Origin of the sequence: Pseudomonas asplenii (genome assembly GCF_001293465.1) — a bacterium.
GTDB lineage: Bacteria > Pseudomonadota > Gammaproteobacteria > Pseudomonadales > Pseudomonadaceae > Aquipseudomonas > Aquipseudomonas fuscovaginae_B.
Genome location: NZ_JSYZ01000003.1, coordinates 458599 through 478570 on the forward strand (window position 1 = coordinate 458599; position 19972 = coordinate 478570).

General features: G+C 63.6%; 18 protein-coding genes. 16 read left to right on the forward strand and 2 right to left on the reverse strand.

Annotation, left to right across the window (positions count from 1 at the left end):
• The first annotated feature begins 63 nt into the window (after positions 1 to 63).
• On the forward strand, positions 64 to 915 hold the full coding sequence (gene motA, locus PF66_RS05955; protein ID WP_054059412.1) for a flagellar motor stator protein MotA: 852 nt from the start codon (positions 64 to 66) through the stop codon (positions 913 to 915).
• A gap of 3 nt (positions 916 to 918) precedes the next feature.
• Positions 919 to 1962, forward strand: coding sequence for a flagellar motor protein MotB (gene motB / locus PF66_RS05960; RefSeq protein ID WP_054062135.1), 1044 nt, complete (start codon positions 919 to 921; stop codon positions 1960 to 1962).
• A gap of 48 nt (positions 1963 to 2010) precedes the next feature.
• Here motB and rsgA read toward each other — a convergent pair whose 3' ends face one another.
• Entirely contained in the window at positions 2011 to 3042 is a 1032-nt protein-coding gene (rsgA, locus tag PF66_RS05965; RefSeq protein WP_054059414.1) for a small ribosomal subunit biogenesis GTPase RsgA, read from the reverse strand.
• Positions 3043 to 3152: 110 nt separating this feature from the next.
• Here rsgA and orn point away from each other — a divergent pair, with 110 nt between their 5' ends.
• Both orn and PF66_RS05975 read left to right on the forward strand, forming a co-directional pair.
• The gene (gene orn, locus PF66_RS05970) at positions 3153 to 3695 is read left to right on the forward strand and encodes an oligoribonuclease (protein WP_054059415.1); all 543 of its coding nucleotides are present in this window, start codon (positions 3153 to 3155) and stop codon (positions 3693 to 3695) included.
• A 122-nt stretch (positions 3696 to 3817) separates the two neighbouring features.
• Positions 3818 to 4432, forward strand: a complete 615-nt coding sequence (locus PF66_RS05975) for a trimeric intracellular cation channel family protein (RefSeq protein ID WP_192842745.1) — start codon at positions 3818 to 3820, stop codon at positions 4430 to 4432.
• Here the strand turns inward: PF66_RS05975 and queG are convergent.
• Complete coding sequence (queG, locus tag PF66_RS05980; protein WP_054062136.1) at positions 4414 to 5499, reverse strand: tRNA epoxyqueuosine(34) reductase QueG; 1086 nt, start codon at positions 5497 to 5499, stop codon at positions 4414 to 4416. The genes PF66_RS05975 and queG overlap by 19 nt on opposite strands.
• Positions 5500 to 5562: 63 nt before the next feature.
• On the opposite strand from queG, the gene PF66_RS05985 reads away from it, so the two are divergent.
• The 12 genes from PF66_RS05985 (at position 5563) to PF66_RS06040 (ending at position 19932) form a co-directional block, all read left to right on the forward strand.
• Positions 5563 to 6423: an NAD(P)H-hydrate dehydratase gene (locus tag PF66_RS05985; RefSeq protein WP_054062137.1), complete on the forward strand. Its 861-nt coding sequence runs from the start codon at positions 5563 to 5565 to the stop codon at positions 6421 to 6423.
• Positions 6411 to 6881 carry a tRNA (adenosine(37)-N6)-threonylcarbamoyltransferase complex ATPase subunit type 1 TsaE gene (gene tsaE, locus PF66_RS05990; RefSeq protein WP_054059419.1) on the forward strand — a complete coding sequence of 157 codons (471 nt, stop codon included), beginning with the start codon at positions 6411 to 6413 and terminating at the stop codon, positions 6879 to 6881. Before PF66_RS05985 ends, tsaE begins: the two co-directional genes overlap by 13 nt.
• Positions 6882 to 6884: 3 nt before the next feature.
• Positions 6885 to 8324: an N-acetylmuramoyl-L-alanine amidase gene (locus tag PF66_RS05995; RefSeq protein WP_206542421.1), complete on the forward strand. Its 1440-nt coding sequence runs from the start codon at positions 6885 to 6887 to the stop codon at positions 8322 to 8324.
• 11 nt (positions 8325 to 8335) lie between these two features.
• Complete coding sequence (gene mutL / locus PF66_RS06000) at positions 8336 to 10240, forward strand: DNA mismatch repair endonuclease MutL (protein WP_162491333.1); 1905 nt, start codon at positions 8336 to 8338, stop codon at positions 10238 to 10240.
• Positions 10240 to 11220, forward strand: coding sequence for a tRNA (adenosine(37)-N6)-dimethylallyltransferase MiaA (miaA, locus tag PF66_RS06005; RefSeq protein ID WP_054062140.1), 981 nt, complete (start codon positions 10240 to 10242; stop codon positions 11218 to 11220). Before mutL ends, miaA begins: the two co-directional genes overlap by 1 nt.
• Positions 11221 to 11311: 91 nt before the next feature.
• Positions 11312 to 11572, forward strand: a complete 261-nt coding sequence (hfq, locus tag PF66_RS06010) for an RNA chaperone Hfq (RefSeq protein ID WP_054059423.1) — start codon at positions 11312 to 11314, stop codon at positions 11570 to 11572.
• 12 nt (positions 11573 to 11584) lie between these two features.
• Positions 11585 to 12886, forward strand: coding sequence for a ribosome rescue GTPase HflX (gene hflX, locus PF66_RS06015; protein WP_054059424.1), 1302 nt, complete (start codon positions 11585 to 11587; stop codon positions 12884 to 12886).
• A gap of 96 nt (positions 12887 to 12982) precedes the next feature.
• Positions 12983 to 14152, forward strand: coding sequence for an FtsH protease activity modulator HflK (gene hflK / locus PF66_RS06020; protein ID WP_054059425.1), 1170 nt, complete (start codon positions 12983 to 12985; stop codon positions 14150 to 14152).
• A complete protein-coding gene (hflC, locus tag PF66_RS06025; protein WP_017902074.1) occupies positions 14152 to 15021 on the forward strand; it encodes a protease modulator HflC in 870 nt (289 codons plus the stop codon). The genes hflK and hflC overlap by 1 nt, the downstream gene beginning before the upstream one ends.
• Before the next feature lie 300 nt (positions 15022 to 15321).
• On the forward strand, positions 15322 to 16509 hold the full coding sequence (locus tag PF66_RS06030) for an ATP phosphoribosyltransferase regulatory subunit (protein ID WP_054062141.1): 1188 nt from the start codon (positions 15322 to 15324) through the stop codon (positions 16507 to 16509).
• Between the two features lie 54 nt (positions 16510 to 16563).
• Complete coding sequence (locus tag PF66_RS06035) at positions 16564 to 17856, forward strand: adenylosuccinate synthase (RefSeq protein WP_054059955.1); 1293 nt, start codon at positions 16564 to 16566, stop codon at positions 17854 to 17856.
• 141 nt (positions 17857 to 17997) lie between these two features.
• Positions 17998 to 19932, forward strand: a complete 1935-nt coding sequence (locus PF66_RS06040; protein ID WP_054062142.1) for a methyl-accepting chemotaxis protein — start codon at positions 17998 to 18000, stop codon at positions 19930 to 19932.
• The last annotated feature ends 40 nt before the right edge of the window (positions 19933 to 19972 follow it).

Below are 19972 nucleotides of genomic sequence, written 5' to 3' on the forward strand. Positions count from 1 at the left end.
AAGAAGAGATTTACTAACTTCCGAATATGACCTTGAACCCGACTCAACAAGTACTCTCATTCTATGGCTAAAATCATCGGCATCATTGTCGTATTCGCGAGCGTGCTCGGCGGGTACGTGCTCTCCCACGGCAAGATTGCGGCGCTGATCCAGCCCTTCGAGGTCTTGATCATCGGTGGTGCGGCGCTGGGTGCTTTCCTGCAGTCCAACCCCGGCTACATGACCATGCACGTGGTCAAGAAATCCCTGAGCATGTTCGGCTCGCGCTTCAGCCACACCTTCTATATGGAAGTGCTCGGCCTGATCTACGAGATCCTCAACAAGAGCCGTCGTGAAGGCATGATGGCGATCGAGGGTGACATCGAGGATGCCGCGGCCAGCCCGATCTTCGCCAAGTACCCCGCCGTTCTGAAGGATGAGCGCATGACCGCGTTCATCTGCGACTACCTGCGCATCATGTCCTCGGGCAACATGGCTCCCCATGAGCTGGAAGGCCTGTTCGACATGGAACTGCTGAGCATGAAGGAAGAACTCGAGCATCCATCCCATGCCGTTACCGGCGTGGCCGACGGCATGCCCGGCTTCGGTATCGTCGCGGCGGTACTGGGCATCGTGGTGACCATGGCCTCCCTGGGCGATGGCGACCAGAAGTCCATCGGTCTGCACGTGGGTGCGGCACTGGTGGGGACCTTCTTCGGTATTCTCGCCGCCTATGGCTTCTTCGGTCCGCTGGCGCAATCCCTGGCCCACGATGCCAAGGAAGAACTGAACGTCTACGAGGCGATCAAGGCCTCCCTGGTGGCCTCGGCCTCCGGCATGCCGCCTTCGCTGGCAGTGGAATTCGGGCGCAAGGTGCTCTATCCGAAGCATCGGCCGAGCTTCGCCGAGCTGGAACAAGCGGTTCGCGGTCGCTGAGTCATGGAGAACAATCAGCCGATCATCATCAAGCGCGTCAAGCGCTTTGGCGGCGGGCACCATGGCGGTGCCTGGAAAATCGCCTTTGCCGACTTCGCGACGGCGATGATGGCCTTCTTCCTGGTGTTGTGGCTGCTGTCCACCGCGACCCCGGAGCAGAAGATCGCCATCGCCGGCTACTTCAAGGACCCGATCGGTTTTTCCGAGAGCGGTACGCCCTACATCATCGACCTGGGCGGTTCCCCGACGCTGGCGCCGGACAAGACACTCAACCCGGAAGTGAAGTCCCAGCCGCAACCGGACAAGGTCACGGTCGACACCGAGCAGGTGGAGGGCATGGCCGAACAGGTCGAGAAGGAGCGCCTGGAGCTGCTGCTGCAGGAGTTGCAGAACAAGGTCGACGAAAGCCCGCAGTTGCAGAAGTTCAAGGACCAGATTCTGTTCGAAATCACCCCGGACGGCTTGCGCATCCAGATCATGGACGCGGAAAACCGGCCGATGTTCGACTCCGGCAGTGCGCGCCTGAAGCCTTACTTCGAGGACATCCTGCTGGCGATGGCCGACACCATCAAGGCGGTGCCGAACAAGATCAGCATCAGCGGCCATACCGATGCCAAGCCGTACGCCGGCACTGGCGACTTCGGCAACTGGGAGCTGTCGGCCAACCGCGCCAACGCCGCGCGCCGTGCACTGGTGGCTGGCCGTTATCCGGACTCGCAAGTGGCGCGGGTGGTGGGTTATGCCTCGTCGGCGCTGTTCGACAAGGCCGATCCGTTCAACCCGGTCAACCGCCGCATCGACATCGTGGTGCTGACCAGGAAGGCCCAGAAAGCCATTGAGGGCGAGCAGGGCGCGGACGAGGCCAAGCCGGATGGCGCGGCACCGGTTCCCGGCGCGCCTGGCGCCTCGACGGCCCCGGCCGACCCGAATGCGCTGCCGGCGGACAAGCAGCCGCTGCCCGCCCACGAGGTGCGGCAACGCTTGAACATCTTCGAGGATGGTGTATTGAAGATGGACGAGACGGGCAAGCCCAGAACCGGCTCCTGAGCCAGACGACAAGGCCGCGATGATCGCGGCCTTGTCGTTTCTGTCATTTCAATAGCTGTCTTGCGGCAGGCTGGCGATGATCGAGCGGTAGCTGTTCATCCGCTGCTGCTGGATACGCCCGTCTTCCAGGGCCTTGAGCAGGGCGCAGCCGGGCTCGCGATCGTGCTTGCAGTCGCGGAAGCGGCAGGTACCGAGCAGATCGTTGAACTCGATGAAGCCGGCCTCGACATCGGCGCGGCTGACGTGGCCCAGGCCGAATTCGCGAATACCCGGGGAGTCGATCAGTTCGCCGCCGCCGGGGAAGTGGAACAGGCGCGCCGTGGTAGTGGTGTGGGTGCCCTGGCCGGACAGCTCGGACAGCGGGCCGACGCGGGTTTCCACCTCGGGCAGCAGGCTGTTGACCAGCGAGGACTTGCCGACCCCGGACTGGCCGACGAACACGCTGATGCGCCCGTCCAGTTGCCGTTGCAACTGCTCCATGCCGTTGCCGTGGTGGGCCGACACTTCCAGCAGCGGATAACCCAGTTGCCGGTAGACCGCCAGCAGCGCATTCAGGGCCGGGGCGTTGTGCTCGTCGATCAGGTCGAACTTGTTCAGCAGCAGCAGCGGGCGGATGCCGGCGTGCTCGGCGGCCACCAGATAGCGGTCGATCAGGTTGGCGTGGGGTTCGGGCAACGGCGCGAAGACGATCACGATCATGTCGACGTTGGCGGCCACCGGCTTGAGCTGGCCGCGGCTGTCCGGGCGCTTGAGCTCGGTGGTGCGTGGCAGTTGCGCGACGATCACGCCGATGCCCTGGTTGCCCGGGCGCCAGACCACCTGGTCGCCGGTCACCAGGGCTGGCAGGTTGGCCCGCAGGTGGCAGCGGAACACCTGGCCCTTGAACTCTCCTTCCAGGGCCTCGACTTCGACCTGCACGCCGAAGTGCGCAATCACCAGGCCCGTCTGTTCAGGGCCCAGGTCACCGCCCTCCAGGGCTTCCACGGCCTGTGACTCGCGTTTGGCGGCGCGTGCGGCGCGTTCGCCCTGGATCTTTTCGATGCGCCAGTTCTGGCGGCGGTTGAGCTGGCGTTTGGCCATGGGTGTTCCGTGTGGTCGAATCGTCGGGGAGGGTCAAGCGGTCGCGAGTTTAGCACGCCCGGCAAGCGCAGCCTGCGCTAAACTGTGCGGCTATGCCGAGGAGTCAAGCTATGCAAAATCCACAGAACCTGATCTGGATCGACCTGGAGATGACCGGTCTCAACCCGGACACCGATGTCATCATCGAAATGGCCACCATCGTTACCGACAGCGATCTCAATACCCTGGCCGAAGGCCCGGTGATCGCCATTCACCAGAGCGACGAGATCCTGGCCGGCATGGATGAGTGGAACACTCGCCAGCATGGCGGTTCGGGCCTGACCCAGCGCGTGCGCGAGAGCCGCATCAGCATGGCCGAGGCCGAGGCGCAGACCATCGCCTTCCTGGAGCAGTGGGTGCCCAAGGGCAAGTCGCCGATCTGTGGCAACAGCATCTGCCAGGACCGCCGCTTCCTGGCCCGTCACATGAAGTCCCTGGAAAGCTATTTCCACTACCGCAACCTGGATGTCTCCACCTTGAAGGAGCTGGCGGCGCGTTGGGCGCCGCAAGTGCGTGACAGCTTCCAGAAGGGCAGTACCCACCTGGCGCTGGACGACATCCGCGAATCGATCGCCGAGCTGCAGCACTACCGCAAGCACTTCATCAAGTTCTGACCGGTTGCCGTAGCCTGGATGGCAGGCTGTGTTCCCCATGGGCGCATGCACTCCAGTGGTTGCGCTCTTTTGGTGCGCTGCTCAAATGAGTAGACTGCGCGCCTTCTCCTGCCCGGACCGCCATCATGCTGCTGATGCTCTACCTCGTCGCCATTACCGCTGAAGCCATGACGGGCGCGCTGTCGGCCGGACGGCGCGGCATGGACTGGTTCGGCGTGGTGCTGATCGCCTGCGTCACCGCCCTCGGCGGCGGTTCGGTGCGCGATGTGTTGCTGGGGCATTATCCGCTGACGTGGGTCAAGCATCCGGAGTACCTGGTGCTGACTTCGGTCGCGGCGCTGGTGACGGTGTTCATCGCGCCGCTGATGCGCCATCTGCGTTCGCTGTTCCTGGTGCTCGATGCCCTGGGGCTGGTGGCCTTCACCCTGATCGGCTGCATGACAGCCCTGGAGATGGGGCAGGGCATGATGGTGGCCTCGGTCAGCGGGGTGATTACCGGCGTGTTCGGCGGTGTCTTGCGGGATATCTTCTGCAACGACATCCCGCTGGTGTTCCGTCGTGAACTCTATGCCAGCGTCTCCTTCGCCGCAGCCTGGTGCTTCCTGGGCTGCACCTACTGGCAGCTACCCAGCGAGCAGGCGATTCTGATCACGCTGTTCGGCGGTTTCCTGCTGCGTCTTCTGGCGATCCGCTTTCACTGGGAAATGCCCAAGTTCATCTACAACGACGCCGCCTGATCAGCCCGTTCGGCGTGCTGGCGCAGGGCCCACTGCACGTGTTCCCGGACCAGCTCGGAAGGGTAGTCACGTCGGCTGTTGAGGGCTTCCAGCACGGCGATGGTCGACGGCGCATTGCCCAGGCCGACGGCGAGGTTGCGCAGCCAGCGTTCGTAGCCGGCGCGACGCAGTGGCGAACCCTCGGTGTTTTTCAGGAAGGTCTCCTCGTCCCAGCGAAACAGCTCCGCCAATCCGGCGTTATCCAGGTTGTGCCGGGGTTGGAAGTCGCTCTCGACGGTAGGGCGGGCGAAGCGATTCCATGGGCAGACGACCTGGCAGTCGTCGCAACCGAACACCCGGTTGCCGATCAGCGGGCGCAGGTCCTCCGGAATGGCGGTCTTCAGCTCGATGGTCAGGTAGGAAATGCAGCGCCGGGCGTCCAGCACGTAAGGTCCGACGAACGCTGCCGTGGGGCAGATGTCCAGGCAGGCCGAACAGCGCCCGCAATGTTCCGTGGCATGGGGCTCGTCCACCGGTAGCGGCAGGTCGACGAACAGCTCGCCGAGAAAGAAGTAGCTGCCGGCCTTGCGATTGAGCACCAGGGTGTTCTTGCCGATCCAGCCCAGCCCGGCCTGCTCGGCGATGGCCTTTTCCAGCACCGGGGCGCTGTCGACGAAGGCGCGGTAGCCGAAGGGGCCGATCACCTGCTGGATGCGTTCGGCCAACTGTTGCAGGCGTTTGCGGATCAGCTTGTGGTAATCGCGTCCCAGGGCATAGCGCGAGACGTAGGCCTTTTCCGGTTCGGCCAGGCGCTGGACCATCCGGGTGTCGCCCGGCAGGTAGTCCATGCGCAGCGAGACCACCCGCAGCGTGCCCGGCACCAGTTCGTCCGGGTGCGAGCGTTTGCTGCCGTGGGCACCCATGTAGTCCATGTCGCCGTGATAGCCGGCATCGAGCCAGCGTTGCAGATGCTGCTCGTGTTCGCCCAGTTCCAGGCCTGCGATGCCCACCTGCTGGAAACCCAGTTCGCGAGCCCATTGTTTGATGGATTGGGCGAGGGCGGGGAGGTCGACGCTATTTACAGGCATGAGACAGGAGAAACCTAGGCTTTGGTGCGTATAATTCTGCCAGACATCAGAGCCGAACGACGCATGCCGCAGACCAAACCGCCTTTTCCCGATATTCAGTCGCTGACACCGGCGACCTTGCCGAGACTTCCCGCGCGTCAACCGGACGCCCACAAGGGCCAGTTCGGGCACGTGCTGCTGATCGGCGGGGACCGGCGTTTTGGCGGCGCGATCCTGCTCAGTGCCGAGACGGCCCTGCGCAGCGGTGCCGGGCTGGTCTCCCTGGCCACACGTGCGGAGCATGTGGCCGCCTCGCTGGCGCGCCTGCCCGAGGTGATGGTGCTGGGCATCGAGTCGGCCAATCAGTTGATGGACGTTCTTCGCCAGGCCAGCGTGCTGGTGGTCGGCCCGGGCCTGGGGCGGTTCGCCTGGAGCCGCAGCCTGTTGTCGGTCGCAGCGAATACCGCGGTGGCCCAGGTCTGGGATGCCGATGCGCTGAACCTGCTGGCCAATGGCGAGGCACGCCTGCCTGCCGACAGTGTGATCACTCCGCATCCTGGGGAGGCGGCACGGTTGCTCGGGCTGACGACCGCCCAGGTGCAGGCCGATCGGCCTGGCGCGGCGCGGGCGTTGGCGATGAAATATCAGGCGGTCTGCGTACTCAAGGGGGCCGGCAGCCTGGTCGCCGCGCCTGATGGAAGGGTGTCGCTCTGCGAGCGCGGGCATCCGGCAATGGCCACGGCCGGGTTGGGAGACGTGCTCGCCGGCCTGATCGGTGCGCTGCGTGCCCAGGCCATGGCAGGCTTCGAGGCCGCCTGCCTGGCGGTCTGGCTGCATGCCCGCGCCGGCGAGTTGCAAGGTGAAAAGGGCCGTGGGCTGGCGGCCAGTGATCTGATTCCAGCTATTCGTCAGTTGTTGGAGGAACAATCGCCGTGTCTGAATTAACCCTTCAATTGCCTGATGAAGAGAGCATGGTGGCATTTGGCCGAAAGATTGCCGAAGTCACCGCCGGTGTCGGGGTGATCTTCCTTGAAGGCGATCTGGGCGCCGGCAAGACCACGCTGTCGCGAGGCATCATTCGCGGTCTGGGGCATGCCGGTGCGGTCAAGAGCCCGACGTTTACTCTTGTCGAACCGTACGAATTTGCTGAAGTTCGTGCCTACCATTTTGACCTGTATCGCCTGGTGGATCCGGAAGAGCTCGAGTTCCTGGGGATTCGCGACTATTTCGAAGGCGATGCCCTGTGCCTGATCGAGTGGCCCGACAAGGGTGCAGGCTTTTTGCCAAAGCCCGACCTGACCATTACCATTAGCCCGCATGGCGGCGGGCGTTCGCTGCATCTGTTGTCCCGGGGATCGCGAGGCGATGCCTGGTGTGCCGCCTTGGCATTGGAGTTCAAATAGAGGATGGGGTTTGGTATGCGCATTCGCGCGTTGCTTGCAGTCGCAGGATTGTTGCTTGCGGCACTGACCGTCGACGCCGTGGCGGCGACACAGGTCAAGAGTGTTCGACTGTGGCGAGCCCCGGATAACACGCGACTGGTATTCGACCTGTCTGGCGCGGTCCAGCACAGCGTTTTCACGCTGACGGCGCCCGATCGCCTGGTGATCGACATCAATGGTGCGACCCTGGCCAGCCCGCTGAACGTGCCGACGGCCAATACGCCGATCACCAGCGTGCGAGCGGCCCAGCGTACCCCGACCGACCTGCGGGTGGTGGTCGACCTGAAGAAACCGGTCACCCCCAAGAGCTTCACCCTGGCGCCGAATGCGCAGTACGGCAACCGCCTGGTGGTCGACCTGTTCGACAACCCGGCCGATGCGGCGCCGACACCGACGCCGAGCTCCAACCCGGCGCCGAGCGTGGCGACCCTGCCGGCCGTTCCGGTGACGCCGGCGGAGCCTGCGATCAAGCTGCCGCCGGCACCGGCCGGCAAGCGCGACATCATCGTGGTGATCGACGCCGGGCACGGCGGGGAAGACCCGGGGGCCTCGGGTTCCCGCGGCCAGCACGAGAAGGACGTGGTGTTGTCGATCGCCCGTGAGCTGCAACGCCAGGTCAATGGCCAGAAGGGCTACCGCGCCGAACTGACCCGTACCGGCGATTACTTCATTCCGCTGCGCGGACGTACCGAGATCGCCCGCAAGAAAGGCGCTGACCTGTTCGTCTCGATCCACGCCGACGCCGCGCCTTCGGCGGCTGCGTTCGGTGCTTCGGTGTTCGCCCTGTCCGATCGTGGCGCGACCTCCGAGACCGCGCGTTGGCTGGCCGACAGCGAGAACCGTTCCGACCTGATCGGCGGTGCCGGCAATGTCAGCCTCGACGACAAGGACAAGATGCTCGCCGGAGTGCTGCTCGACCTGTCGATGACGGCCTCGATGACCTCCAGCCTGAACGTCGGGCAGAAGGTCCTGAACAACATCGGCCGGGTCACCCCGCTGCACAAGCAGCGCGTCGAGCAGGCGGGCTTCATGGTGCTCAAGTCGCCGGATATCCCCTCGATCCTGGTGGAAACCGGCTTCATCTCCAACTCCAACGAGGCCTCCAAGCTGGCTTCGACCAGCCACCAGCAGGCGCTGGCGCGGTCCATCAGCAGCGGTATCCGTCAGTTCTTCCAGCAGAATCCGCCGCCGGGCACCTACATCGCCTGGTTGCGTGACTCCGGCAAGATCGCCCAGGGGCCGCGTGATCATCGCGTCGCGCCGGGCGAGACGCTGGCAATGATCGCTGTGCGCTATCAGGTGTCGGTGGCGACTCTGCGCAGCGTCAACAGCCTCAGCAGCGATGAGCTCAAGGTCGGACAGACCCTGACGATTCCCGGCACCGAACTGGCGGCCAAGCAATGAGTGAGTCGACCTTGAAGGAACGCGCCCGTATCGAGCTGCTCAGCCCGCGCCTGGCCAACCAGATTGCCGCGGGTGAAGTGGTCGAGCGCCCGGCTTCGGTAATCAAGGAACTGCTGGAAAACAGCCTCGACTCCGGCGCCCGGCGTATCGACGTGGATGTCGAACAGGCCGGGGTCAAGCTGCTGCGGGTACGTGATGACGGCAGCGGCATTTCCGCCGATGAGTTGCCGCTGGCCCTGGCGCGTCACGCGACCAGCAAGATCCGCAACCTGGAAGACCTCGAACAGGTGATGAGCCTGGGCTTCCGTGGCGAGGCCCTGGCGTCCATCAGTTCCGTGGCCCGCCTGACCCTGACTTCGCGGACCCGTGACGCCGATCAGGCCTGGCAGGTCGAAACCGAAGGGCGGGAGATGGAGGCCCGGGTCCAGCCGGCGGCCCATCCGGTCGGCACCTCGGTGGAAGTGCGCGACCTGTTCTTCAATACTCCGGCCCGCCGCAAGTTTCTCAAGGCCGAGAAGACCGAATTCGATCACCTGCAGGAAGTGATCAAGCGCCTGGCGCTGGCCCGCTTCGATGTGGCCTTTCACTTGCGCCACAACGGCAAGGGCATTCTGGCCCTGCACGAGGCCAATGACGATGCGTCCCGCGCCCGGCGCGTGGCGGCGGTCTGCGGTTCGGGCTTTCTCGAACAGGCGCTGCCGATCGATGTCGAGCGCAACGGCCTGCATCTCTGGGGGTGGGTTGGCCTGCCGACGTTCTCCCGCAGCCAGGCTGACCTGCAGTACTTCTATGTCAACGGTCGGGCCGTACGTGACAAGCTGGTGGCCCACGCGGTGCGCCAGGCCTATCGCGATGTGCTGTTCAATGGGCGGCACCCGACCTTCGTGCTGTTCCTCGAGGTCGACCCCGCGGCGGTCGACGTCAACGTGCACCCGACCAAACATGAGGTGCGCTTCCGTGATGGGCGCATGGTTCACGACTTCCTCTATGGCACCCTGCACCGCGCCCTCGGCGATGTGCGGCCGGAAGATCAACTGGCGGCACCGGCGGCGGTCGCCGGCATCGTCCGGCCTACGGGTCTTGAGGCCGGCGAATTCGGCCCCCAGGGCGAGATGCGCCTGTCGGCCAACCTGCTGGAGCAGCCACAGTCCCAGCCGTTTTCGCCTTCCGCGGCCCCTGCCGGAGCGGGTTCGGGGGCCGGCTACCCGTATCAATATCGCCCGCAGTCGACGCAGATGCCGCCCGTTGCGGAAGCGCAAAGCGTCTATCGCGAGTTCTACGCGCCCTTGCCCGAGGCTGCCGCGCCGGCCCTGCCGGAAGGCCAGGGCGACGTTCCGCCGCTGGGCTACGCGCTGGCGCAGCTCAAGGGGATCTACATCCTGTCGGAGAATGCCCAGGGCCTGGTGCTGGTGGATATGCACGCGGCCCACGAGCGGATCATGTACGAGCGGCTGAAGATCGCCATGGCCAGTGAAGGCCTGAGTGGCCAGCCGTTGCTGGTGCCCGAGTCCCTGGCGCTCAGCCAGCGCGAGGCCGACTGTGCCGAAGAGCACGCGGGCTGGTTCCAGCGCCTGGGCTTCGAGCTGCAGCGCCTGGGGCCGGAAAGCCTGGCCATCCGGCAGATCCCGGCCCTGCTCAAGCAGGCCGAGGCGAACCGGTTGGTGCAGGACGTGCTGGCGGACCTGATGGAATACGGCACCAGCGACCGGATCCAGGCGCACCTGAACGAACTGCTCGGGACCATGGCCTGTCACGGCGCCGTGCGGGCCAACCGGCGGCTCGCACTGGCGGAAATGAACGCGCTGCTGCGGGACATGGAAAATACCGAGCGGAGCGGCCAATGCAACCATGGTCGTCCGACCTGGACTCAACTGGGTCTCGATGACCTGGACAAACTTTTCCTGCGCGGACGTTGATGACAGCTTCAAAACCCCTTCCGCCGGCGATCTTCCTCATGGGCCCTACGGCGGCCGGCAAGACCGACCTGGCCATCGAACTGACCAAGGTGCTCCCCTGCGAGCTGATCAGTGTCGATTCTGCCCTGGTTTACCGGGACATGGACATCGGCACCGCCAAGCCTTCGAAGGAGCTGCTGGCGCAGTTCCCGCATCGCCTGATCGACATTCTCGACCCGGCCCAGAGCTATTCGGCCGCCGAATTCCGCCAGGATGCCCTGGCGGCCATGGCCGACATCACCGCACGGGGCAAAATCCCCCTGCTGGTCGGTGGTACAATGCTCTACTACAAGGCTTTGCTCGAAGGGTTGGCGGACATGCCCGCGGCCGATCCGCAGGTGCGCGCCGAGATCGAGCAAGAAGCTGCACGCCTGGGTTGGCAGGCCCTGCACGATCAATTGGCAGGCATCGATCCGGAGTCGGCGGCGCGGATTCACCCCAATGACCCGCAACGTCTGAGTCGCGCGCTGGAGGTTTATCGGGTCAGCGGTTTGAGCATGACGGCCCACCGACAGCGACAATCTGCGCAAAGTACTAACGCAGCCGCTTCGGGACGCCCGCAATTACCCTATACTGTCGCCAATCTGGCCATCGCTCCAGCGAATCGCCAGGTATTGCACGACCGGATTGCACAAAGATTCACACAAATGTTGGAACAGGGATTCGTTGACGAGGTCGTAGCCCTGCGTAATAGAAGTGACCTGCATGTTGGGTTGCCGTCTATACGTGCTGTAGGCTACAGACAAGTCTGGGATTACCTGGATGGCAAGCTGACGGCGGCCGACATGCGCGAGCGCGGTATCATCGCCACTCGCCAATTGGCCAAACGCCAGTTTACCTGGTTGCGCAGTTGGGCTGATCTGCACTGGCTGGACAGCCTGGACTGCGACAATCTGGCGCGCGCCTTGAAATACCTCGGGACCATCTCCATATTGAGCTGAGTCCCTGTAAATGCCGTCTATCCTTGGGGGAGGACGGTAAAAGTCACTGTTTGCTCATTTTTTATTATTGATCCTTAAAGGAGTGCGGCACATGTCAAAAGGGCATACGCTACAAGACCCTTACTTGAATACCTTGCGTAAAGAGAGAGTCCCGGTTTCCATCTATCTGGTCAACGGGATCAAGCTGCAGGGTACGGTCGAGTCCTTCGACCAGTTCGTGATTCTGTTGAAGAACACCGTCAGCCAGATGGTCTACAAACACGCTATCTCGACAGTGGTGCCGAGTCGTCCCATTCGCCTGCCTAACGCCAGCGATTCCGAAAATGGCGGCGCTGAGCCAGGTAACGCCTGATAGGAGTCTCCTTTGTTCTTTGAGCGCCACGGTGGTGGTGAGCGGACCATTCTCGTTCACTTGGAAGGTCAGGACCCTGAGGCGCGCGAAGATCCGCAGGAGTTTCAGGAGTTGGCATCATCGGCTGGCGCCGAGACCGTCGCGCTGTTCAGCGTGCCGCGTCATCGGCCAACCGCCAAGTATCTGATTGGCACTGGCAAGGTCGAGGAACTTCGCGACCTGGTCAAGGCCGAGCAGATCGATATCGTGATATTCAATCACGTCCTCACGCCCAGTCAGGAACGTAACCTCGAACGAGCTTTCGAGTGTCGCGTGCTGGATCGCACGGGCCTTATTCTCGATATTTTCGCCCAGCGCGCACGTACCCATGAAGGCAAGCTCCAGGTCGAGCTGGCCCAGCTCGAGCACATGAGCACGCGGCTGGTGCGCGGCTGGACCCACCTTGAGCGGCAGAAGGGTGGTATCGGCTTGCGCGGTCCTGGTGAAACCCAGCTGGAAACCGACCGGCGCCTGTTGCGCGTCCGTCTGCGGCAGATCAAGGGCCGCCTGGAAAAGGTGCGCAGCCAGCGCGAGCAGTCCCGTCGCGGGCGCAAGCGCGCCGACATCCCGACCGTCTCGCTGGTCGGCTACACCAACGCCGGCAAATCCACGCTGTTCAACGCGGTCACCGCTTCCGAGGTGTATGCCGCCGACCAGTTGTTCGCCACCCTCGACCCGACCTTGCGCCGTCTCGACCTGGATGACCTGGGGCCGATCGTGCTGGCCGACACCGTGGGCTTCATCCGCCACCTGCCACACAACCTGGTCGAGGCATTTCGCGCTACGCTCGAGGAATCGAGCAACTCCGATCTGCTGCTGCACGTGATCGACGCCGCGGAGCCGGACCGGATGCTGCAGATCGAGCAGGTGATGGTGGTGCTGGGCGAGATCGGTGCCCAGGACTTGCCGATCCTCGAGGTCTATAACAAACTCGATCTGCTCGAGGGGGTCGAGCCGCAGATCCAGCGTGGCGAGGATGGCAAGCCGCAGCGGGTCTGGCTTTCGGCCCGCGACGGCGTGGGCCTGGAACTGCTCGAGCAGGCGATTGCCGAGTTGCTGGGCAACGATTTGTTCGTCGGCACCTTGCGCTTGCCACAGCGTTTTGCTCGACTGCGTGCACAGTTCTTCGAGTTGGGGGCGGTTCAGAAGGAAGAGCACGACGAAGAGGGTGCCTGTCTCCTGTCGATTCGCCTGCCCATGGCCGAGTTCAATCGGGTGGTCTCGCGCGAAGGCATGAAGCCGCCTGAGTTTATCGAACAACACACTTTGCAATAAAAGCCTGACAAAGCGGTTGTGCTGCTGTCGCAGGCATTCTGTAGCATTGGTCGGCGCGCCGTGGGTGCGTCTTTGCTTTATCAGATGGAGAGCGCTATGGCTTGGAATGAGCCGGGTGGCAACTCGAACAATCAGGATCCCTGGGGTGGCAAGCGTCGTAACAACGGCGACCGCAAGGGGCCTCCGGATCTCGACGAGGCCTTCCGCAAGCTGCAGGAAAGCCTGAATGGGTTGTTCGGTGGCGGAAAGAAACGCGGTGACGACGGGGGTGGATCGGGCGGCAATGGCGGTGGTTTCGGCCTGCTGGGCCTCGGTCTCGTCGTGCTGGCGGCTGTCTGGCTGTACAGCGCCGTGTATGTCGTCGACGAGCAGGAGCAGGCCGTGGTGCTGCGTTTCGGCAAGTACTACGAGACGGTCGGTCCGGGCCTGAACATCTATTTCCCGCCGATCGACAAGAAGTACATGGAAAACGTCACGCGTGAGCGTGCCTACACCAAGCAGGGGCAGATGCTGACCGAAGACGAGAACATCGTCGAGGTGCCGCTGACCGTGCAATACAAGATCACCAACCTGCAGGATTTCGTGCTGAACGTCGATCAGCCGGAAATCAGCCTGCAGCAGGCTACCGACAGTGCCCTGCGCCATGTGGTGGGTTCTACCGCCATGGACCAGGTGCTGACCGAAGGTCGTGAGCAGATGGCCAGCGAGATCAAGGAGCGCCTGCAGCGTTTCCTCGATACCTATCGCACCGGTATCACCGTGACTCAGGTCAACGTGCAGAGCGCCGCGGCGCCGCGTGAAGTCCAGGAAGCCTTCGATGACGTGATCCGTGCCCGTGAGGACGAGCAACGTTCGCGCAACCAGGCCGAAGGCTACGCCAATGGCGTGGTGCCAGAGGCCCGTGGTCAGGCCCAGCGCATCATCGAGGATGCCAATGGTTACCGCGACGAGGTGATCTCCCGCGCCAAGGGTGAGGCCGACCGCTTCACCAAGCTGGTCGCCGAGTACCGCAAGGCACCGGAAGTCACTCGCCAGCGCCTGTACCTGGACACCATGCAGGAAGTCTTCAGCAACACCAGCAAGGTGCTCGTGACCGGCAACAAGAATGGCCAGAACAACCTGCTTTACCTGCCATTGGACAAGATGATCCAGAACAGCCCGGCCAGCAGTTCGCCGGTCACCGGTTCGGCCGCTGCCAGCAGCAATACGGACGCCGTGCCGCATATCACTGAGCTGCCGCAAACGCGCACTAGGGAGAGCCGCTGATGAGCAATAAATCGCTGATCGCCCTGATTGTTGGCGTCATTGTGGTGCTGGCTGGCTGGAACTGCTTCTACATCGTGCTGCAGACCGAACGTGCCGTACTGCTGCAGTTCGGTCGCGTGGTGCAGACGGATGTCCAGCCCGGTCTTCACGTGAAGGTTCCCTATGTCAACCAGGTGCGCAAGTTCGATGCCCGCCTGATGACCCTGGATGCCCCGACCCAGCGTTTCCTGACGCTGGAGAAGAAGGCCGTGATGGTCGATGCCTACGCCAAGTGGCGGGTCAAGGATGCCGAGCGCTTCTACACCGCGACTTCCGGCCTCAAGCAGATCGCCGACGAGCGTCTGTCGCGCCGCCTGGAGTCCGGGCTGCGTGACCAGTTCGGTAAGCGTACCCTGCATGAGGTGGTCTCCGGCGAGCGCGACGCGCTGATGGCGGACATTACCGCTTCGCTGAACAAGATGGCCGAGAAGGAACTGGGTATCGAGGTGATCGATGTCCGGGTCAAGGCCATCGACCTGCCGAAGGAAGTGAACCGCAGTGTGTTCGAGCGCATGAGCACCGAGCGTGAACGCGAGGCTCGTGAACACCGTGCCAAGGGTAACGAGCTGGCTGAAGGTATTCGTGCCGACGCCGATCGTCAGCGTCGCGTGCTGCTGGCCGAGGCCTATCGTCAGTCCGAGGAGACTCGCGGTGACGGTGATGCCCAGGCCGCTGCCATCTATTCCAAGGCCTACGGCCAGGACCAGGAGTTCTATGCGTTCTATCGCAGCCTGCGCGCCTACCGTGAGAGCTTTGCGAACAAGAGTGACGTGATGGTGCTGGATCCGAGCAGCGACTTTTTCCATTATCTGGAAAAAGCCAAGCCCTGATCCGTCGCGCATCTACACACCCGCCGGGCGGCTAAAACGCCTGGCGGGGTGATCCTTTCGGAAAACGGGTGTATGATGCGGCAGCCGGGAAATTCCCGGCTTTTTTGCGTCTGCATGTTTGATTAACGGCAGATGGGTGGAAAACGGGTTGATCGACCCGACAGGTTTTTCGAGGAAAGTGGTAGGCGAAGCCGGTTTCGGCTGTTTCGTCGCGCCTTGCTTGCGCGTGCGTTAACCATTTTCTGCTTCACTCAAGGCTCGCCTGTGGGCTGGCCGCCCGGATCATGGGGGAAAGGCGTAATGGCAACGGTAGACCGCTGGCTCTTGCCAGATGGCATCGAAGAAGTACTGCCACCTGAAGCGGCGCGCATCGAAGTGGCGCGTCGCCAGGTGTTGGATCTGTTCCAGAGCTGGGGCTATGAGTTCGTTGTCACCCCACATATCGAGTACCTGGAGTCCTTGCTGACCGGCGCCGGCCAGGATCTGGACCTGCGTACCTTCAAGGTCGTCGACCCGCAGTCCGGGCGGCAGATGGGCTTCCGTGCCGATATCACGCCGCAGGTGGCGCGTATCGACGCCCACACCCTGCGCCGTGCCGGCCCGAGCCGCCTGTGCTACGCCGGCAGCGTGCTGCATGCGCAGCCGCGGGCGCTGTCGACTTCGCGCAGCCCGATCCAGCTGGGCGCCGAGCTGTACGGCGATGCCAGCCCGAGCAGCGACGTCGAGGTCATCAGCCTGATGCTGGCGATGCTGCAACTGGCCGATGTGCCGGATGTGCACATGGACCTCGGGCATGTCGGTATCTACCGCGGCCTGGCCCGTGCGGCCGGCCTGTCCGGGGAGGTCGAGCAGCAGTTGTTCGATGCCCTGCAGCGCAAGGCCATCGACGAGGTGATCGACCTTACCGACGGCCTGCAGCCGGACCTGGCGGCGATGCTGCGTTCACTGGTCGACCTGTGTGGCGGTCGCGAAGTGCTGGCGGCGGCGCGGGTGCGCCTGGCAGGGGCTCCGGCTCCGGTCATGGCGGCGCTGGACGACCTGCTGGCGATCGCCGAGCGCCTGTCCGTGCGTTTCCCGGACCTGCCGCTGTACTTCGACCTGGGCGAGCTGCGTGGCTACCACTACCACACCGGTGTGGTGTTCGCCGTGTTCGTTCCGGGTGTCGGGCAAGCCATTGCCCAGGGCGGTCGTTACGACGATATCGGCGCGGACTTCGGTCGGGCCCGTCCGGCAACCGGCTTCTCCACCGATTTGAAAACCCTGGTGACCCTGGGGCGTGCTGAGGTCGAGCTACCGTCTGGCGGTATCTGGATGCCTGACAGTGCGGATGCGGCTCTCTGGCAGAAGGTCTGCCAATTGCGCGGCGAGGGTCAGCGTGTCGTTCAGGCATTGCCTGGACAACCTTTGGCCGCTGCCCGCGAAGCGGACTGCGACCGGCAATTGATGCTGCAGAACGGGCTTTGGCAAGTATTGCCGCTGGTTTCTTGAGTTTTCCCGCCGGCGGCTGCCGGCACCAAGTTTGCGCGAATGAGGACAAGTGTTATGGGTAAGAATGTCGTAGTCCTGGGCACCCAGTGGGGTGATGAGGGCAAAGGCAAGATCGTCGATCTGCTGACCGAACATGCTGCCGCCGTAGTGCGCTACCAGGGTGGCCACAATGCGGGTCACACCCTGGTGATCGACGGCGAGAAAACCGTCTTGCACCTGATCCCGTCTGGCGTGCTGCGCGAAGGCGTGCAGTGCCTGATCGGCAACGGCGTGGTGGTTGCACCGGACGCCCTGCTGCGGGAAATCACCAAGCTGGAAGAGAAAGGCGTGCCGGTGCGCGATCGCCTGCGTATCAGCCCGTCCTGCCCGCTGATCCTGTCCTACCACGTCGCCCTGGACCAGGCTCGCGAGAAAGCCCGTGGCGAACAGAAGATCGGTACGACCGGTCGTGGTATCGGCCCGGCCTACGAAGACAAGGTTGCCCGTCGTGGCCTGCGTATCGGCGATCTGTTCCATCGCGAGCGTTTTGCCGCGAAACTGGGCGAATTGCTGGACTACCACAACTTCGTGCTGGTCAATTACTACAAGGAACCGGCCATCGACTTCCAGAAGACTCTGGACGAGTGCATGGAGTACGCCGAGCTGCTCAAGCCGATGATGCTCGACGTCACCGCCGAGCTGCACAGCCTGCGTCGCGAGGGCAAGGACATCATGTTCGAAGGCGCCCAGGGTTCGCTGCTGGACATCGACCACGGTACCTACCCGTACGTCACCAGCTCCAACACCACCGCTGGCGGCATCGCCACCGGTTCCGGCGTGGGCCCGATGTACCTCGACTACATCCTGGGTATCACCAAGGCCTACACCACCCGCGTCGGTTCCGGTCCGTTCCCGACCGAACTGTTCGATGACGTCGGTGCCTTCCTGGCCAAGCGTGGTCACGAATTTGGCGCTACCACCGGTCGTGCCCGTCGTTGTGGCTGGTTCGACGCCGTCATCCTGCGTCGTGCCATCGACGTCAACAGCATTTCGGGCCTGTGCCTGACCAAGCTGGACGTTCTGGACGGCCTGGAGACCATCAATATCTGCGTGGGCTACAAGAACGAAAACGGTGCGGTCATCGACGCGCCAACCGATGCTGACAGCTACATCGGCCTGGAGCCGGTCTACGAGCAGATGCCAGGTTGGAGCGAATCGACCCTGGGCGCCAAGACCCTGGAAGAGTTGCCGGCGGCTGCCCGTGCCTACATCAAGCGTATCGAAGAGCTGGTCGGCGCGCCGATCGACATTATTTCGACAGGTCCGGACCGCAACGAAACCATCGTCCTGCGTCATCCATTCGCCTGATAAGTCGTTGATGTAAATCAAAAAGGGCCCCTTCTGGGGCCCTTTGTCGTTTCTGTCGGTTGTGCGGCACGACCCTTGCTGGGATTATCTTCTAAAAAAGTGTGCCATCAGATTAATGGCGCCCACGTGGAGGAGTCTTCGGTGTCGGCCATTCTCTCGCTGTTACAGAGTCGTTTGCTGCGGCCTGTGTTCATTACCCTGGGTATCGCCCTTTTGGTGCAGGTGCTGGTGGCGGTCGCCCTGACCCGAAGCACGGTCACGGCGCTCGAGGCCGATCTCGGCAGTCGTCTGGGTGTCGACAGTCAGAAACTCTCCGCTGAGCTGGAGCAGGCCGGCAGGGAAGTGACATCGAGCCTCGATAGTCTTTCTGCCAGTACGCGTCAGCGGCTGACGGCCGGCCTTTCTGCACGCTTGAAGGATGAGCAGGGGCAACTGCGGGCGACTCTGGAGAAGGATCTGAAGGATTCGGCCAACGACATGGCGCAATTGCTCGCCTCGGTCGCCCCGCGAGCCATGTGGGACAGCGATGTGCCCACGCTTTCCGAATTCGCCCGGCGCGCCCAGCGCAATCCGAACGTGCTGTTCGTGGTGTATGACGACGCCAATGGCGAGCATCTGACCCGTTATCTGAATCGGGAGAATCCGATCAACAAGGCGCTGCTGGAGAAGGGGCAGGGTGAGCGGGCGATGGACAAGCTGCTCAATGCGGCGAAGAACGACCCTTCGGTCTACTACCTCGAGGCCTCGATCAGCCCCAATGGCGTGGAAATCGGCAAGGTCTTGATGGGGGTGTCGACCGCATCGGTGGATGCCGACCTGAAGGCTCTGGACCAGCGTTTCTCTGCCCTGATCGCCAGCAGCGACCAGTTGGTCGGCGACAGCCTCAAGGGCGCCGCCGCCGACAGCTCGACGGCGATGCGGGCGCGTCTGCAGTCGGCGCAGGCGACGGCTACGCAGATGCAGGCCAATACCGCCGGTGCGGTCCAGGATGCGGCACAGGCCTTGCGCTGGCGGATTGGTCTGGGGCTGGCGCTGGTTGGCCTGGGCGTGTTGCTGCTGTTGGCCGTGGTGCTGGGGCGCCGGGTGGTCAGCAAGCTGCATCTGCTGATCGCGGCGCTCAATGACCTGGCGGCGGGCGAGGGCGATCTGACCAAGCGTGTACCGCTCGACAGCAATGACGAGATCGGTCACATGGCTTCGGCGGTCAACCGCTTCGTCGACAAACTCCAGCCGATCGTGCGCGAGGCGGGGGATGTGGCCCAGCGCACCGGTGTCGAGATCGGCGCGATGAGCCTGCGCAATGCCGGTGCCGACAAGGCGGCCGAATTGCAGCGTGATGAGGTGGAGCAGAGCCTGCGGGCCCTGGAGCGCATGGCGGACGAGGCGCAATCGGAAAGCCAGGCGATGCAGGCGGCGCTCCAGCAGGTGGTCGATATTCGTCAGGCTACCGACGAGAACACCCGGACTTCGGCTCAGGTTGGCGGTCTGATCGAGGCCCTGGCGGTGCAGGTCGACACCGGCTCCAAGGTGATCGAGCGCCTGGCCCAGCAGAGTGAGCAGATCGAGGTGGTGCTCACGGTGATCCATGGCATTGCCGAGCAGACCAATCTGCTGGCCCTGAATGCCGCGATCGAGGCCGCGCGGGCCGGCGAGACCGGACGCGGCTTCGCGGTGGTGGCCGATGAAGTGCGGGCGCTGGCGAGCAAGACCCAGAGTTCCACGGGGGACATTCAGGCGCATATCGGTGCCCTGCAGCAAGGTGCGCGCGAGGCGGTGGCTGCGATCGGCCAGGCCGGGCGTCAGGCGAACGAGGGCCTGGCGGTGCTGCGTAACAGCGTCAAGCTGCAGCAGACGGTGCAGACCGCGGTCGAGCAGGTGCATGCGGCGATCGGCCTGGCGACCCAGGCGGCGGCGCAGCAGGCTGAAGGAGCGCATGCCGTGCGTGGGCGGGTCGAGGTGATTCATGCCCAGGCCGAGCGCGCGGCGCAGGCGGTGGTGGAGACCACGGCCAGCGGCAAGGTGCTCGACGGTCTGGCGGCGCAACTGAAGGCGAGCCTGGGGCAGTTCCGGGCCTGATGGGATGGGGCCCTGCTGGCCTCTTCGTGGATAAACCGGG

Bases quoted from the DNA above. Each gene is read 5' to 3' on its own strand.
- hflK (WP_054059425.1), top strand. From the start codon at position 12,983: ATGGCTTGGAATGAGCCGGGTGGCAACTCGAACAATCAGGATCCCTGG.
- hfq (WP_054059423.1), top strand. From the start codon at position 11,312: ATGTCAAAAGGGCATACGCTACAAGACCCTTACTTGAATACCTTGCGT.
- queG (WP_054062136.1), bottom strand. From the start codon at position 5,499: ATGCCTGTAAATAGCGTCGACCTCCCCGCCCTCGCCCAATCCATCAAA.
- hflC (WP_017902074.1), top strand. From the start codon at position 14,152: ATGAGCAATAAATCGCTGATCGCCCTGATTGTTGGCGTCATTGTGGTG.
- PF66_RS06035 (WP_054059955.1), top strand. From the start codon at position 16,564: ATGGGTAAGAATGTCGTAGTCCTGGGCACCCAGTGGGGTGATGAGGGC.
- PF66_RS05995 (WP_206542421.1), top strand. From the start codon at position 6,885: ATGGGGTTTGGTATGCGCATTCGCGCGTTGCTTGCAGTCGCAGGATTG.
- PF66_RS05985 (WP_054062137.1), top strand. From the start codon at position 5,563: ATGCCGCAGACCAAACCGCCTTTTCCCGATATTCAGTCGCTGACACCG.
- miaA (WP_054062140.1), top strand. From the start codon at position 10,240: ATGACAGCTTCAAAACCCCTTCCGCCGGCGATCTTCCTCATGGGCCCT.
- motA (WP_054059412.1), top strand. From the start codon at position 64: ATGGCTAAAATCATCGGCATCATTGTCGTATTCGCGAGCGTGCTCGGC.
- motB (WP_054062135.1), top strand. From the start codon at position 919: ATGGAGAACAATCAGCCGATCATCATCAAGCGCGTCAAGCGCTTTGGC.
- PF66_RS06030 (WP_054062141.1), top strand. From the start codon at position 15,322: ATGGCAACGGTAGACCGCTGGCTCTTGCCAGATGGCATCGAAGAAGTA.
- orn (WP_054059415.1), top strand. From the start codon at position 3,153: ATGCAAAATCCACAGAACCTGATCTGGATCGACCTGGAGATGACCGGT.
- rsgA (WP_054059414.1), bottom strand. From the start codon at position 3,042: ATGGCCAAACGCCAGCTCAACCGCCGCCAGAACTGGCGCATCGAAAAG.